The organism is Vibrio sp. H11, from assembly GCF_004804295.1.
Lineage (GTDB): Bacteria > Pseudomonadota > Gammaproteobacteria > Enterobacterales > Vibrionaceae > Vibrio > Vibrio ostreae.
This window is the reverse complement of record NZ_SSHN01000016.1, coordinates 31800-46565: the sequence shown is the minus strand read 5'-3', so window position 1 is coordinate 46565 and position 14766 is coordinate 31800. Positions and strand designations below refer to the sequence as shown.

Below are 14766 nucleotides of genomic sequence, written 5' to 3'. Positions count from 1 at the left end.
CATGCAACGTGTCGGATTAATTCAGATGACCTCAGGTCCGGATGTAGAACAGAATCTGGCCTACATCGCCAGGCAGGCACAAGTGCTGGCCGGTCAGGGTGCGGAATGGGTGGTGACACCGGAAAACGCGGTGGTACTGGGCAATCGCGAAGACTACCACAGTCATGCTGAAGCGTTCGGCCAGGGGCCGATGCAGGCTGAGCTATCCCGCATTGCGCGCGACAATCAGCTATGGTTACTGGTAGGCAGTATGCCGATCGCCAGAGCTGAGGGCGTGACAACCACATCGATTTTATTTAATCCGCAGGGCGCAGCAGTGGCACATTATGATAAGCTGCATATGTTTGATGTGGATGTTGCCGATGGCCATCAGCGTTATCGGGAGTCGGAAACCTTTACCCCGGGTAACCAAGTGGTGGTCGTACCGACACCGTTCGGACAGCTTGGGCTGTCTATCTGTTATGACGTTCGTTTTCCTAATTTATACGCAGAGCTGCGCCGCCTCGGGGCTCAGATTCTGCTGGTACCTGCCGCGTTTACCGCGGTAACCGGACGCGCGCACTGGGAAGTGTTGCTGCGTGCCCGCGCAATCGAGACCCAGTGTTGGGTGATCGCGGTCGGTCAGGGCGGTCACCATCCGTGCGGACGTGAAACCTGGGGCCACTCCATGATCATCAACCCTTGGGGTGAAGTAGTGGCTTCGCTGGGACAAAGCCCTGCCAATCTGGTGGCTGATATTGAACTGGACCAGCTGGACAGGCTAAGACGTACCATGCCTATCATTGAGCACACGCGCTTTGATAATCAATTTAAAGAGATAAAGAGTTAGCTATGAGTATTACCCGTATTGAAGAAGCACTATTAACCCCCGCCGGGCTGACAGAGCAGGATATCGCTGACACTTTGGCGACCATCGCCACTCGTGAAATTGATTATGCTGACATCTACTTTCAGTCCAGCTGGCATGAGTCACTGGTGCTCGAAGACAGCATCATCAAGGACGGTTCATTCAACATTGACTGTGGTGTCGGTGTGCGTGCGATTACCGGCGAGAAAACCGGTTTTGCCTACTCTGACCAAATCCAGCTCGACGGGCTGAAACAGAGCGCTATCGCAGCGCGCGGCATTGCCCAGCAAGGCCAGAATGGCAAAGTTCAGGCTTTTCAACGCAGCAGTAACCAGAGTTACTACGCTGCGGTTAATCCGCTGGAGTGCTGGGAGAAACAGCAGAAAACCGAACTGCTCAAACAGCTGGATGCTTACATCCGCACCAAAGAGCCGCTGATTCAGGAAGTCTCTATCAGCCTGAGTGGTGTGCATGAGCAGATCCTGGTCGCAGCGACCGATGGTACTTATGCCGGTGATATCCGTCCGCTGGTGCGTCTGTCGATCAGTGTTCTGGCGCAAAAAGGCGATCGCCGTGAACGCGGCAGCTCAGGCGGCGGTGGCCGTTTCAATTACGACTTTTTCCTCTCGGAAGAAAATGGTCAGCAGATGGCGTACTCTTTTGCTGACGAAGCGATTCGTCAGGCGCTGGTTAACCTGGAAGCGGTCGCGGCCCCGGCTGGTACTATGCCGGTGGTACTGGGCTCTGGCTGGCCGGGCGTACTGCTGCACGAAGCAGTAGGTCATGGTCTGGAAGGCGACTTCAACCGCAAAGAATCGTCGGTCTTCTCCGGCAAGATTGGCCAGAAAGTCACCTCTGATCTGTGTACCATCGTCGATGACGGCACGCTGAAAGATCTGCGCGGCTCACTCAACGTTGATGATGAAGGTGTGAACGGTCAGTACAATGTGCTGATCGAAAAAGGTGTTCTGAAAGGCTACATGCAGGACAAGCACAATGCGCGCCTGATGGGGGTGGCACCGACCGGTAACGGCCGCCGTGAGTCGTATGCCCATCTGCCAATGCCGCGTATGACCAACACCTACATGCTGCCTGGTCAGCATACGCCGGAAGAGATCATCTCGACAGTGAAGAAAGGTATCTACGCACCGAACTTCGGTGGCGGTCAGGTTGACATCACCTCCGGTAAGTTTGTGTTCTCAGCTTCTGAAGCTTACATGATTGAAAACGGTAAAGTGACTCATCCGATCAAAGGCGCCACCTTAATCGGTTCCGGGATTGAAGCGATGCAGCAAGTTTCTATGGTCGGTAACGATCTGAGTATCGACCGCGGGGTCGGCGTGTGCGGTAAAGCCGGCCAGAGCGTGCCGGTCGGTGTTGGTCAGCCAACGCTGAAGCTGGATGCGTTGACCGTGGGTGGTACCGAGTAGAGAATCGGTTCATCACTAATGCCGTTTTATAAGTAATACCGCTTTATAACGAATATCGGTGCATAACGAATATCAGTTCATAGCTAATTCGTCAGCTCATATCATAACCAAGCCGCAGTGATGCGGCTTTGTTTTGGCGGCTTGCTGGCGTGAGGTGGTTTTGGCATATTTATCAACCAACAGCGGCAGAAAGATCGGATCCGGATCGTTTTGTGGGTGGTAATTACTGACGATCCGTGCCATATTTCGTCGCACTGAAATTTGACCTAATTTAACCATTCTGGAGCACACTTATGTCTCATGAAGATGAATATCTGTCAGTTGAAGAGTTACTCGAGATCCAAAAGGAAGAGACTCGCGATATCATTCAGGCACTCCTTGAGGACGGCAGTGATCCAGAAGCTGAGTACGAGATCGAACACCACTTCTTTGCCGAAGATTTTGACACGCTAGAGAAAGCGGCAGTCGAAGCGTTCAAGATGGGTTTCGAAGTGCTTGAAGCGGAAGAAACCGAAGATGAAGACGGCAACAAGCTGTTGTGTTTCGATGCGACCATGCAGTCTGCATTGAATGCAGACAGCATTGATGCGCAGGTCGAGAAGCTGGTCAACCTGGCGGAAAAATACGACGTCATTTACGACGGCTGGGGCACCTACTATGAGGGTGAAGATGCGTTGTACGGTGACGACGAAGAAGATGAAGACGACGACGCATAAATAATAATCGTTACAAATACCAGCCACTTGGCTGGTATTTTTTTACCCTGCATGTTTGAATGAGGTAAACCGTGCTTCAAGCCCTTAACTGATTATTATCTAACGACGGATCTCATGCAGCTTTCTCTTGCCGGCCTCTGGCAGCTCTCTCCTCTGACCGATTTATCCATTCCCCAGAATGACATTACCTTTCCGGCGCCGCTCAGCGCCGTGTTGCCTGATGAGCTGTCTGAACAGAGCATTGCTGAGCAGGAATGGCATCTGATGCATGACATCGAGGTCGACGACACTCTGCTCAGCTTTGCGGCGATTGATCTGGTGCTGGAGGGGATCGACTATCATGCTGAAGTGCGTCTCAACGGAGTTGCCCTGTTTGACTGCGATGGCTTGCAGGCTGTGTATCGTAAAGATATTCGACCTTGGTTGAATCCGGGCCGTAACCGGTTTGAAATCCTGTTCCTTGAACAGGAGGAAGAGTGGCTGCTTGATGAAGAGCCGGCCCAGCTGTGTGCCTTATCGGCTGAGCAGGCCAAACCTTATGACAGCCGGATCGGCATCTGGCGTGCGCCGTTTTTGCAGTGTATCCGCCATGTGCGGCTTGAGCATGTTGCGACCGAGCAGATCTGGCACCATGGCGGTGGTTGTGAAGTGCTGGTGGAGTTGTTCTTTCAGACCTATTCACCCGGACTGATTGCGGCGACGGTTAAGTTTGGCAGCATGACTTATCAGCTGCCGATTGATGTACGCAGCAGCCGTGCCAGCGCACTGTTCCAGGTTGAGGCTCCGCAATACTTTGATCCGCAGCGGCCGGAAAACCAAGCCCGTTATGATGTCCGGATTGAGCTGGACGGGCAGATACTGGCGTTCCAGCTTGGGTTAAATCAGGATCTGTGCGTCAGCCATTTCCCGTTATGAGCTATCGGTGGCGTCATTCCGCTCTGAGCCGAGGTCACTGCGCTTTAAGCTCCGACAGAGGTCAACAAATCCCGCAGGCAGGCGGGATTTCTATTTTCAGCAGAGCGGCGCTGGCATGACTGATTCTTTATACTTAGTGAGCACATTCCCACGAAGTGGTGTGTTTACTTTGCCAGTTTTTCTCATGCAGATAGTAAGCACAGGTATTAATGCTGGGTTCAATCAGCGCCATGATCCCGCCGACTAACCAGCTCCCCGTCAGCAGATAGGCGACATTAAAGGCGACACTGAAGTGAATGAGTGCAAAGGTCGCGGTTTTGATGCGCGCATTGACCGTCTTACCGCTGCGTTGAGCGTAACGGTTCCAGGCTTGATCATGAAAGTAAAAAGCCACGGTATTGACCATAGGTTCCAGCATGGCGATCAGGCTGCCGATGATGACATCCCCGGTCAGAATGTAGGCGACGCTAAACGCAATGGTGAAGTGAATAGCGGCAAAGCTGAGTGTCTTTTTCATGATCGGTCCAACCCTGTATCTGTTTGATGCGAGTATTATTGATAATTATTCGCAAAAACAAAAATGGGTTTGAACGATTTATTTGATAGGTTTTACCGAATAAAAAAGACGCATTGAGCGTCTTTTTCTATCACTAAGATGGCCGCTGCGGGCAAAGCAGAGTTAAGCCTGGGGTTTGACCACCAGTACATGAACCGGTGAAAGCTCCACGACTTTACTGGCCACTGAACCGAGCATGACTTTATCAAGTTTCGAGCGCTTGTGGCTTGGCATGACAATCAGATCAGCATGCAGTTGTTTAGCGTAGTCGAGGATGGTCGAATACGGTTTGCCTTCAGCAACATGCAACTGATAAGGCACGGCATCACCAATCTGTTGCTCGGCAAATGCAGTCAGCTGTTGACGCACATCCTGCTTCATTTTGGCGGCCGCATCTTTCGGAAAGTAGGTCGCGACCATCGACATATGGATGCCGGGTAACACGTTAAGCAGATGCAGGGTGGCATTGGCTTGTTTGGCATGCCAGATTGCCTGTTGCAGGGCTTTATCACCAAAGCCTTTTTCGTTTAAATCAACCGGTACAAGGATATGTTTATACATGATGCGTAATCTCTGTGTAGGGTAGGGCCTTCATACTACCCAGTATATCTGAGCAGGATTTGGCTGCCGGGGGCCTGATCACAGATGCCCTGCCAGGCAGGGCATCTGATCAATCGCATCAGGCAATATTCTGCTCGCGCGCCGCACGGCGTTTCTGGTTCCAGCCCAGTAACAGGGTCAGCAACAGCGCTGGCAGAAATACCCACTCTTTCATCGGACGATCACTGTCGACCACAATCGAACGGATCTCCCAGTCAAAGTCGATACCGGCCGCTTCTGCCGGACTGCCGAATTCCACCATATCAATCAGCATACGATTGTTTTCCGGTTTCAGCATCAGTCCCATTGAAGCAATGCGCTCATCCGCGCCCTGGGCACGATCATCAAACGGCAGCAATACGGTTTTCGAGACATGATCACCGTCGAGCGTGTCACCAGCCACAATCATCGCCACCGACTGGCCGACCGGAGTCTGTTCGACCACCTGCTCAAGCTGAGTACCCGGATACAGTTTCTGCGCCGGATAAACCATATCCCACCAGAATCCCGGACGGAAGAAGGTGAACGTCAGCACCAGCAGGGCGACGATTTCCCACCATTTGGTCTTGGTAAACCACCAGCCCTGAGTGGCCGCCGAGAACAGCAGCATGGCGATAATCGACGATATCACGGTCAGCGCCAGGTGCCACCAGGTATCAATCCCCATCAACAGAAGCTGGGTGTTGAACACAAACATAAACGGCAGAATGGCAGTACGGATATCGTAGGTAAAGCCCTGGATACCGGTCCGTATCGGGTCTGACTTGGCAATCGCTGCCGCAGCAAACGCGGCCAGACCGACCGGTGGTGTATCATCGGCCAGAATACCGAAGTAGAACACGAACAGGTGTACGGCAATCAGCGGAATGATCAGGCCGTGCTGCGCGCCCAGGGTGACAATCACCGGGGCCATCAGGGTGGATACCACAATGTAGTTGGCTGTGGTTGGTAGGCCCATACCTAAGATCAGGCTGATCACCGCAGTAAAGATCAGCATCATGATCACGCTGCCACCAGAGATGAACTCGACAAAGTCAGTCATCACCAGGCCGATACCGGTCAGAGTCACTACGCCAACAACCGTACCTGCTGCTGCAGTCGCTACACCGATACCGATCATGTTGCGCGCACCGGCAACCAGGCTTTCCAGCAGATCCGTTACGCCTTCTTTCAGCTTGCCGGACAGATCTCCGGTCTGATTGAAGATTGCCATCAGCGGGCGCTGGGTCAGCAGAATGAACACCATAAACACCGTGGCCCAGAATGCAGACAGACCCGGCGAGAAACGCTCAACGGTCAGACACCAGACCAGAACCACAATCGGCAGCAGGAAGTGCAGGCCGGATTTGACCGTTGGCCCGGTGTCCGGGATTTCAGTCAGTTCCTCATCGAGATTCATACCGGCTTGATCGGCGTACTTGGCTGACACGCGTACCAGCAGGACGTAGACGATCAGCAATGCGATGGTAACCATTGGAGTGGCGGCGGCGCCAAACACATCTTTGGTCCAGCCAATGCCGTAATACACCACGGCACTGATGACACACAGCGCAAGAATGGTGCCTATAAATGACGCCAGGCTTTGCAGCAGGGTCGGGTTGTGGCGGCGTGGCAGACCTTGCATACCGGCCTTACACGCTTCAAGGTGCACGATATAAATCAATGCAATGTAGGAAATAAGTGCTGGCAGCAAGGCGGCACGAATGACTTCCACATAGGAGATACCGACATATTCCACCATCAGGAACGCGGCTGCGCCCATAATCGGCGGTGTCAGCTGACCGTTGGTTGATGCGGCAACTTCCACTGCCCCCGCTTTAGTGCCCGGGAAACCGACCCGCTTCATCAGCGGAATGGTGAAGGTACCGGTGGTCACCACGTTAGCAATCGAAGAGCCGGATACCAGGCCGGACAAACCGGAGGCAACCACTGCCGCTTTGGCCGGACCGCCACGCATGTGACCGAGCATCGAGAAGGCGACTTTAATAAAGTAAGCACCGGCACCTGCGCGTTCCAGCATCGCGCCGAACAGCACAAACAGGAATACAAACGAGGTTGATACGCCGAGTGCCACACCGAAGACACCCTCTGTGGTCAGCCACAGGTGCGACATGGCTTTATTCAGACTGGCACCTTTGTGAGCAATCACGTCCGGCATGTAAGGACCGGCAAAGGTATACAGCAGGAAAACACCGGCTACCGCCATCAGCGGCGGACCGAGCGCGCGCCGTGTCGCTTCGAGCAGTAACAGCATCCCAGTGCCGGCGACCACCACATCGAGCGTGGTTGGTGCGCCTGAACGGCCGGCCAGCTCTTGGTAAAACAGATAAATGTAGGCCGCGGAAAAGCTGCCCGCCAGAGCCAGAATCCAGTCGACCGCCGGAATACGCTCACGGGAAGAGCTCTTCAGCGCCGGATAGGCGGTGAAGGCGAGGAAAATAGCGAAGCTTAAATGGATGGCGCGAGCCTGGGTATCATTGAGTACGCCAAAATCAAAAATGAATGGCAGCGGGGAGGCGTACCACAGCTGGAACAGTGACCAGCACAGTGGTACAAACCACAGAATTCGGCCTGGGATCCCTTTTGGATTCCTTGCTCCGGTATCAGCCTGTGCAACCATCTCTTGCACATCTTGCGACGGCGTCGTTGTCTGCGTCATGGATGTTATCCTTATTATTTGATGGTCTTGGTAAACATGGAAAGGCAGCCTTTCAAAGCAAACGAAAAGCTAAACACATGGTTGTTACTAAACACACTGTAGTTACTAAACACACGGTAGTGACTAAAAACACTACTGTTAAAAGCCCGATAAAGATCGGGCTTGATATTGTCATCATCAGCAGACGTAGGTCTGCTGATGTTAGCGGGGCATCAGTCAGCCGGCTTAATTATTTAAGCAGACCAACTTCTTTGTAGTATTTCACTGCACCTGGGTGAAGTGGGATAGAGATACCCGCTTTGACCATGTCTTCTTTTTTCAGGTTAGCGAAAGCAGGGTGCAGACGGGTAAAGGTGTCGAAGTTCTCGAACACCGCTTTGGCCACGTTGTAAGCCACATCGTCTGATACATCAGCGCTGGTCACCAGTGTGGCTGCCACACCGAAGCTTTTCACGTCAGTGTCAGTACCGCGGTACATGCCAGCCGGTACTGTGCTGTAAGCGTAGTACGGGTTGTCAGCAACAATTTTCTCGATTTCAGGACCGGTAGCAGGAACCAGTTTTGCATCACAAGAAGTGGTTGCTTCTTTGATTGAACCGTTCGGGTGGCCAACCATGTAGATGAAGGCGTCAATCTTGTTGTCACACAGAGCTTGTGAACGCTCGGAGCCTTTCAGTTCTGAAGCCAGTTTGAATGAATCATTGGTCCAGCCAAATGCATCCATCACAACCTGCATGGTGGCGCGGTCACCAGAACCCGGGTTACCGATGTTGACGCGCTTACCGGCCAGATCCTTCACGTTGTTGATGCCTGAATCTGAGCGAGCGATGATGTTGAAAGGTTCGGTATGCAGAGAGAACACTGCGCGCAGTTTCTTGTACGGGCCTTGGTCTTTAAACTCGCTGGTACCGTTGTAACCGTGGTATTGCCAGTCAGACTGAACGATACCGAAATCCAGTTCGCCGGAACGAATGGTGTTGACGTTGTAAATAGAACCGCCAGTCGATTCTACAGAGCAGCGGATATTGTGTTCCTTGCGGTCTTTGTTAATCAGCTTACAGATAGCACCACCGGTAGGATAGTAAACACCAGTTACTGAACCTGTACCAATTGTGATGAATTCCTGTGCGTTAACAGCGCCTGCGCCCAATATTGCGGCAGCAATTGCACCGACCTTAATTATTTTATTCAATGCCATGAATTTCCCTTCCTTCTTTTACTATTTTGCCCCAAACCAAGTGTAGTTGCTTTGGGCGTTTCTTCATCGAGAAACGATGGCTTTTTCAACCGACAAGTTAAAAAAGTCGCTGAATAATAGCAAAAAATTGAAAGATAATTATAGGATTGTCTCAATATGTAGGAAAACAGACTGGTTTAATTCACACTTAGTCGCGTGATTTTTAGGCATGAAAGGGATGAAAATCAATCAGTTAATTAGATTTTGTTCCAGATGTTAACCCTTGGTTAACTTGAGAGTGGAGTCACACTAAAGCTAGGCTGAGTGACTCCATCTGGCTGTTTTTAATACGCTTTGTTGGTAATTGACTCAGTAAAACCAGGTTACTGTAGCCGATAGCAAAGCTTAGCCCGCATACTCAAAAAGTTCACATACGGACGTGAACAGTTGCTTGGTGCTGATGCTTAAGGTCGGGGTAATGAAAATGGTATCGTCACCGGCCACCACACCGAGGATGCCTTCCGATTTGCCCAGAGAATCGAGCAGACGTGCGATCAACTGCGCGGCGCCCGGACCGGTATGAATGACAACCAGGGCATTGTTGTGGTCGATATCGAGGACCAGTTCACGCAGCGAGCTGGACACGGTCGGCACACCCAGTTCGGCTGGCAGACAGTAAACCATTTCCATTTTCGCATTGCGGGTACGAACCGCGCCGAACTTAGTCAGCATGCGTGATACTTTTGACTGGTTAATGTTGTCGAAGCCTTCATTTTTGAGAGCGTCGACAATATCACCTTGAGAGCCAAAGCGTTCTTCTTTCAACAACGCTTTGAAAGCACGGACGAGATTGTCTTGTTTGTTATCTGTATGGCGCATTGTTCTTCTACTGTTTGCGAAATGATGATGAAGAGCGGTATCTCTTGCGCGGTTTTACTGGCGCGAAAGAGATACGGCCCCTCAAAGTATTTTCCCATAGGTCGGGGAGTCGTGCCAAATTATCACCTAAAACTGTCTAAAAGGTCACTGTAAAATAGATAAGGTTAGTTCAGTTAAGCACTTAAATCTTTGTCATCCAACACAAATCATTTCATAATCGCGCCCCTTGCCAAAGGCCGCTACGAGCGGAGTTGCGCAAGGTCGCAAAGCTGACGTTAATTGATTGTAATCACTTTGTGATTGCTATAGCTTTTTCAGGGTTGGATAAAAGATAGACAACACCACCCTACATAATATTTAAAAACTTATAAGAAGATTCACTCTCAAGGAGAACTACGATGAAAGTCGCTGTTATTGGTGCCGCAGGCGGCATCGGTCAAGCCCTCGCTCTGTTACTGAAAAACCGTCTTCCTGCCGGTAGTGATCTGGCTCTATATGACATTGCACCGGTAACGCCAGGCGTAGCGGCTGATTTAAGCCACATTCCGACTCCGGTTTCGATCAAAGGTTACTCTGGTGAAGATCCAACCCCTGCGCTGGATGGTGCCGACGTAGTCTTGATCTCTGCGGGTGTCGCACGTAAACCGGGCATGGATCGTGCGGATCTTTTCAATGTTAACGCGGGTATCGTTAAGTCTCTGGCTGAGCGTATCGCCGTAGTTTGTCCGAATGCGTGCATCGGTATCATCACTAACCCGGTCAACACCACTGTGCCAATCGCGGCCGAAGTGCTGAAAAAAGCCGGTGTTTACAACAAACGCAAATTGTTTGGTATCACGACGCTGGACGTGATCCGCGCAGAAACTTTCGTTGCAGAACTAAAAGACAAAGATCCAGGCCAGATCCGTGTGCCTGTGATTGGTGGCCACTCAGGTGTGACTATCCTGCCGCTGCTGTCACAAGTAGAGGGCGTTGAGTTCAGCGATGAAGAAGTGGCGGCACTGACCAAGCGTATCCAGAACGCGGGTACTGAAGTGGTAGAAGCGAAAGCGGGTGGCGGCTCGGCAACGCTGTCGATGGGTCAGGCTGCATGTCGTTTTGGTCTGTCGCTGGTCAAAGCGCTGCAGGGCGATGAAGCGGTTATCGAGTATGCGTATGTCGAAGGTGATGGTGAACATGCCTCTTTCTTTGCTCAACCAGTCAAGCTGGGTAAAGAGGGTATCGAAGAAGTGCTGAGCTACGGCGCGCTGAGCGCGTTCGAGCAGGACGCACTGGAAGGCATGCTGGACACCCTGAAAGGTGATATCCAAATCGGTGTTGATTTCGTTAAGTAAATCGTCTGGCTGATCGCTCAGCCCTGCCGAAAAATCACATAAAAGCCGCTCTTGTGACGAGCGGTTTTTTTATGCGCGCTGCGGTTGATCATGGGCAAGCTATGCAACTGATACGGTCGGTCCGGTTACGTAACAAAAAAGCCTCGCTGGGTGCGAGGCTTTATTGTTAGCGGTGTCTCGTCCTGATATGTGTTTACACATTGAGGACGAATTATGACTGTCGCGCGACGAGTCGCTGGGCGTGGGGACGCCGGCCTATTTACTGCGGTGTACCGCCATATGAGCCAGGGTAATCAGCGCTTGTTTGTATTCGCTGTCCGGAATCGCATCCAGCTCTGCAATCGCCTTATCGGCTTCGTCCTGCGCTTTCTTAACGGTGTATGCCAGCGAGCCGGCCTGATCCATTGCCGCGAGAATGTCATCTAAACGATCCATGCCGTTGGCCTGTTCGATCGCTTCACGGATCATCGCTTCCTGCTCCGGCGTGCCGTTACGCATCGCATGCAGCAGTGGCAGGGTCGGTTTTCCTTCTGCCAGGTCGTCACCGACGTTTTTGCCCATCTCTTTACCGTCGGCAGTGTAGTCCATCACATCGTCGATGAGCTGGAATGCGGTGCCAAGATATTTACCGTAATTTTGCAGGGCCATTTCAATAGGCGCTGGCGCATCGTTTAAGATTGCACCAATCTGAGTAGCGGCTTCAAACAAGCGGGCAGTCTTGGAGTAGATGACCTGCATGTAGCTCTCTTCGCTGGTGTCCGGATCATTACAGTTCATTAATTGCTGAACTTCACCTTCTGCAATCACGTTAACCGCTTCACTCATCAGCTGCAGGATCTTCATCGATCCAAGCTCCACCATCATCTGGAACGAGCGGGTATAAATGTAATCGCCGACCAGTATACTGGACGCATTACCAAACGCAGCGTTGGCCGTCGCTTTGCCGCGGCGCATGTCCGATTCATCGACCACGTCATCGTGCAGCAGTGTGGCGGTATGGGTAAATTCAATAAACGCAGCAGCGAGGGTATGACCCTGGCCCTGATAACCGAGCGCTCTGGCCGATAAAACCGCCAGCAGCGGACGCAGACGCTTGCCACCGCTATTGACGATATAAAAGCCAAGTTGGTTGATTAAAGAAACGTCAGAGTTGAGCTGCGCTTGAATTGTTTCATTCACTTTTGCCATGTCATCGGCAGTAAGCGTTTGGATAGCTTTAAAATCCATTGTACATCCGGCTGAAGTTAGAACTTGTAAGGCATTTGGTTCTTCAAGAATGCGGCAATAATACACTAAAAAACGTTGATTAATACATGGCTTAAGGGCATGATTGGCGCACTTTTATTTGGCGATTAGCTTTTCGCCAATTTTTTTCAAATATGGCTTGTCATAGGGTCGTCATTCACGTAGAATCTGCGCCCTATTGATGATTAGTTTAGCGCACACCCTTATTGCTCAAAATGTAAGCATTGGCTGTGCGGAAAGAGCGGAGTAAAATATGTACGCTGTTTTCCAATCTGGTGGTAAACAACACCGTGTAAGCGAAGGTCAAACTCTTCGTTTAGAGAAATTAGACGTTGAAACTGGCGCAACTGTAGAATTTGATAAAGTTCTGCTGGTTGCTAACGGTGAAGAAATCCAAGTTGGCGCTCCTCTGGTAGAGGGCGGTAAAGTGACTGCTGAAGTTGTACAGCACGGTCGTGGCGATAAAGTTAAAATCGTTAAGTTCCGTCGTCGTAAGCACTCTCGTAAGCAACAAGGTCACCGTCAGTGGTTCACAGAAGTGAAAATCACTGGTATCAACGCTTAAGTTATTAGGAGAGTTTAACAATGGCACACAAAAAAGCTGGTGGTTCTACTCGTAACGGCCGCGATTCTGAAAGTAAACGCCTTGGTGTAAAACGTTTCGGCGGTGAATCTGTACTTGCAGGTAACATCATCGTTCGTCAACGTGGCACTAAGTTCCACGCTGGTACTAACGTAGGTATCGGTAAAGACCACACTCTGTTCGCTCTATCTGACGGTAAAGTGAAATTCGAAGTGAAAGGTCCTAAAAACCGTAAATTCGTTAGCATCGACGCTGAATAAGTTTAGTTTCTCGATGAATTTAAAAGCCCTGCCGTTAGGTGGGGTTTTTTATTTATCTGGAGAGAAGAGCCAATAACAAGAGGCCCTGCCGAGTGTTACCTCAGGTAGCGTCATTGCAGAGCGGCTTGTTATCTGTTCCCAAGCAGAGGGGCGCGATCCTGGGTCACGCAAACTTCTGCTAAAATTTATATCATTGGCATAGCGCAGGCTTAAGTGACGACAATCAGTTGTCGCAGCAGGTTTGGATGGCAACGCGGTGATATTGCAACGCAAGTAATGCGGAGTAAGTAATGAAATTCGTTGATGAAGCGGTAATTAAAGTCGAAGCAGGCGATGGCGGTAACGGTGTCGTGAGCTTTTGGCGTGAAAAATTCGTAACGAAAGGTGGCCCTGACGGCGGCGACGGCGGCGATGGCGGCGATGTCTACATCCAGGCTGATGAGAACTTAAACACACTGGTTGACTATCGTTTTCAGCGTTTCTACGCGGCAGAACGTGGTCAAAATGGTAGCGGCGGTAACTGTACCGGTAAACGCGGTAAAGACATTACGCTGAAAGTGCCGGTGGGAACTCGTGCGGTAGATATTCATACCAATGAGATTGTCGGTGAAGTGGCTGAGCATGGCAAGAAAGTCATGATTGCCAAAGGTGGCTGGCACGGTCTGGGTAACACCCGTTTTAAATCGTCGGTAAACCGCGCGCCACGTCAAAAGACTATGGGTACCAAAGGTGAGGTTCGTGAACTGCGTCTTGAGCTGCTGCTGCTGGCTGATGTCGGTATGCTGGGCCTGCCGAACGCAGGTAAATCAACCTTTATTCGTTCTGTGTCAGCAGCGAAGCCAAAGGTAGCGGATTATCCGTTTACCACCTTGATCCCAAGTCTGGGTGTCGTGAGTGTGGTACCTGAGAAAAGCTTTGTGGTTGCTGATATTCCAGGGCTGATCGAAGGTGCTGCTGAAGGTGCCGGTCTGGGGATTCGCTTCCTCAAACACCTTGAGCGTTGTCGCGTGCTATTGCACATGATCGATATTTTACCTATCGATGGAAGTGAACCAGCCCAAAACGCGCTGACCATTATGGATGAGCTGGAGCAGTACAGCGAAAAGCTGGCCAAGAAGCCTGTTTGGTTGGTGTTCAATAAAGCGGATCTGATGCTGGAAGAAGAAGCGGATGAAAAGATCCAGGAGATCTTAGAAGCGCTCGCGTGGGAAGGCCCTTACTTCAAGGTTTCAGCGGTCAACAAACAAGGTACGGCGGAACTTTGTCGCGAGCTGGCTGACTTCATGGAAACTCTGCCGCGCGCCGAAGAAGAGCTGAGCGAAGAGCAGAAAGTCGAGTTTATGTGGGATGATTACCACAAAGACGCCATGGCTGGTCGTAACGTGATCACCGAAGATGATGACGACGACTGGGATGACTGGGATGACGAAGAAGACGATGGTCACGTCATCTATGTGCGTGAATAATCGGACTAAATTCTGAGATTTTGCGCGTATCAGGCAAAAAACTCTCAATTCAGAGCCGCAATGGAAATTGCGGCTTTTTTGTATCTAAATCATATTTCC

General features: G+C 51.1%; 15 protein-coding genes. 8 read left to right on the top strand and 7 right to left on the bottom strand.

Annotation, left to right across the window (positions count from 1 at the left end; translation table 11 throughout):
• Nucleotide 1 precedes the first annotated feature (1 nt).
• Entirely contained in the window at nt 2-829 is an 828-nt protein-coding gene (locus E6C74_RS18880) for a carbon-nitrogen hydrolase family protein (RefSeq protein ID WP_136487599.1), read from the top strand.
• 2 nt (nt 830-831) lie between these two features.
• The gene (gene tldD, locus E6C74_RS18875; RefSeq protein WP_136487598.1) at nt 832-2277 is read left to right on the top strand and encodes a metalloprotease TldD; all 1446 of its coding nucleotides are present in this window, start codon (nt 832-834) and stop codon (nt 2275-2277) included.
• A gap of 96 nt (nt 2278-2373) precedes the next feature.
• Here tldD and E6C74_RS18870 read toward each other — a convergent pair whose 3' ends face one another.
• Nucleotides 2374-2556, bottom strand: coding sequence for a hypothetical protein (locus E6C74_RS18870; RefSeq protein ID WP_136487597.1), 183 nt, complete (start codon nt 2554-2556; stop codon nt 2374-2376).
• A 14-nt stretch (nt 2557-2570) separates the two neighbouring features.
• Between E6C74_RS18870 and rraB the strand changes: the two genes are divergently transcribed.
• Entirely contained in the window at nt 2571-2993 is a 423-nt protein-coding gene (gene rraB / locus E6C74_RS18865; protein ID WP_136487596.1) for a ribonuclease E inhibitor RraB, read from the top strand.
• 114 nt (nt 2994-3107) lie between these two features.
• Nucleotides 3108-3908, top strand: a complete 801-nt coding sequence (locus tag E6C74_RS18860) for a hypothetical protein (protein WP_136487595.1) — start codon at nt 3108-3110, stop codon at nt 3906-3908.
• Between the two features lie 133 nt (nt 3909-4041).
• Here the strand turns inward: E6C74_RS18860 and E6C74_RS18855 are convergent, their stop codons facing one another.
• From E6C74_RS18855 to argR, 5 genes are all read right to left on the bottom strand, one after another.
• On the bottom strand, nt 4042-4425 hold the full coding sequence (locus E6C74_RS18855; protein ID WP_136487594.1) for a DUF2061 domain-containing protein: 384 nt from the start codon (nt 4423-4425) through the stop codon (nt 4042-4044).
• 162 nt (nt 4426-4587) lie between these two features.
• The gene (locus E6C74_RS18850) at nt 4588-5025 is read right to left on the bottom strand and encodes a universal stress protein (RefSeq protein ID WP_136487593.1); all 438 of its coding nucleotides are present in this window, start codon (nt 5023-5025) and stop codon (nt 4588-4590) included.
• A 118-nt stretch (nt 5026-5143) separates the two neighbouring features.
• Nucleotides 5144-7723, bottom strand: coding sequence for a TRAP transporter permease (locus E6C74_RS18845; protein ID WP_136487592.1), 2580 nt, complete (start codon nt 7721-7723; stop codon nt 5144-5146).
• Nucleotides 7724-7952: 229 nt separating this feature from the next.
• A complete protein-coding gene (locus E6C74_RS18840) occupies nt 7953-8921 on the bottom strand; it encodes a TAXI family TRAP transporter solute-binding subunit (RefSeq protein WP_136487591.1) in 969 nt (322 codons plus the stop codon).
• A gap of 384 nt (nt 8922-9305) precedes the next feature.
• Nucleotides 9306-9779: a transcriptional regulator ArgR gene (gene argR, locus E6C74_RS18835; protein WP_136487590.1), complete on the bottom strand. Its 474-nt coding sequence runs from the start codon at nt 9777-9779 to the stop codon at nt 9306-9308.
• 398 nt (nt 9780-10177) lie between these two features.
• Between argR and mdh the strand changes: the two genes are divergently transcribed.
• The gene (gene mdh / locus E6C74_RS18830) at nt 10178-11113 is read left to right on the top strand and encodes a malate dehydrogenase (protein WP_136487589.1); all 936 of its coding nucleotides are present in this window, start codon (nt 10178-10180) and stop codon (nt 11111-11113) included.
• A 255-nt stretch (nt 11114-11368) separates the two neighbouring features.
• On the opposite strand, the gene ispB is transcribed toward mdh, so the two are convergent.
• Nucleotides 11369-12340 carry an octaprenyl diphosphate synthase gene (gene ispB, locus E6C74_RS18825; RefSeq protein ID WP_136487588.1) on the bottom strand — a complete coding sequence of 324 codons (972 nt, stop codon included), beginning with the start codon at nt 12338-12340 and terminating at the stop codon, nt 11369-11371.
• A 271-nt stretch (nt 12341-12611) separates the two neighbouring features.
• On the opposite strand from ispB, the gene rplU reads away from it, so the two are divergent.
• The 3 genes from rplU (at nt 12612) to cgtA (ending at nt 14667) form a co-directional block, all read left to right on the top strand.
• Nucleotides 12612-12923: a 50S ribosomal protein L21 gene (gene rplU, locus E6C74_RS18820; RefSeq protein WP_136487587.1), complete on the top strand. Its 312-nt coding sequence runs from the start codon at nt 12612-12614 to the stop codon at nt 12921-12923.
• A gap of 20 nt (nt 12924-12943) precedes the next feature.
• Nucleotides 12944-13201, top strand: coding sequence for a 50S ribosomal protein L27 (rpmA, locus tag E6C74_RS18815; RefSeq protein ID WP_136487586.1), 258 nt, complete (start codon nt 12944-12946; stop codon nt 13199-13201).
• 290 nt (nt 13202-13491) lie between these two features.
• Nucleotides 13492-14667, top strand: coding sequence for an Obg family GTPase CgtA (gene cgtA, locus E6C74_RS18810; RefSeq protein ID WP_136487585.1), 1176 nt, complete (start codon nt 13492-13494; stop codon nt 14665-14667).
• Nucleotides 14668-14766: the final 99 nt, after the last annotated feature.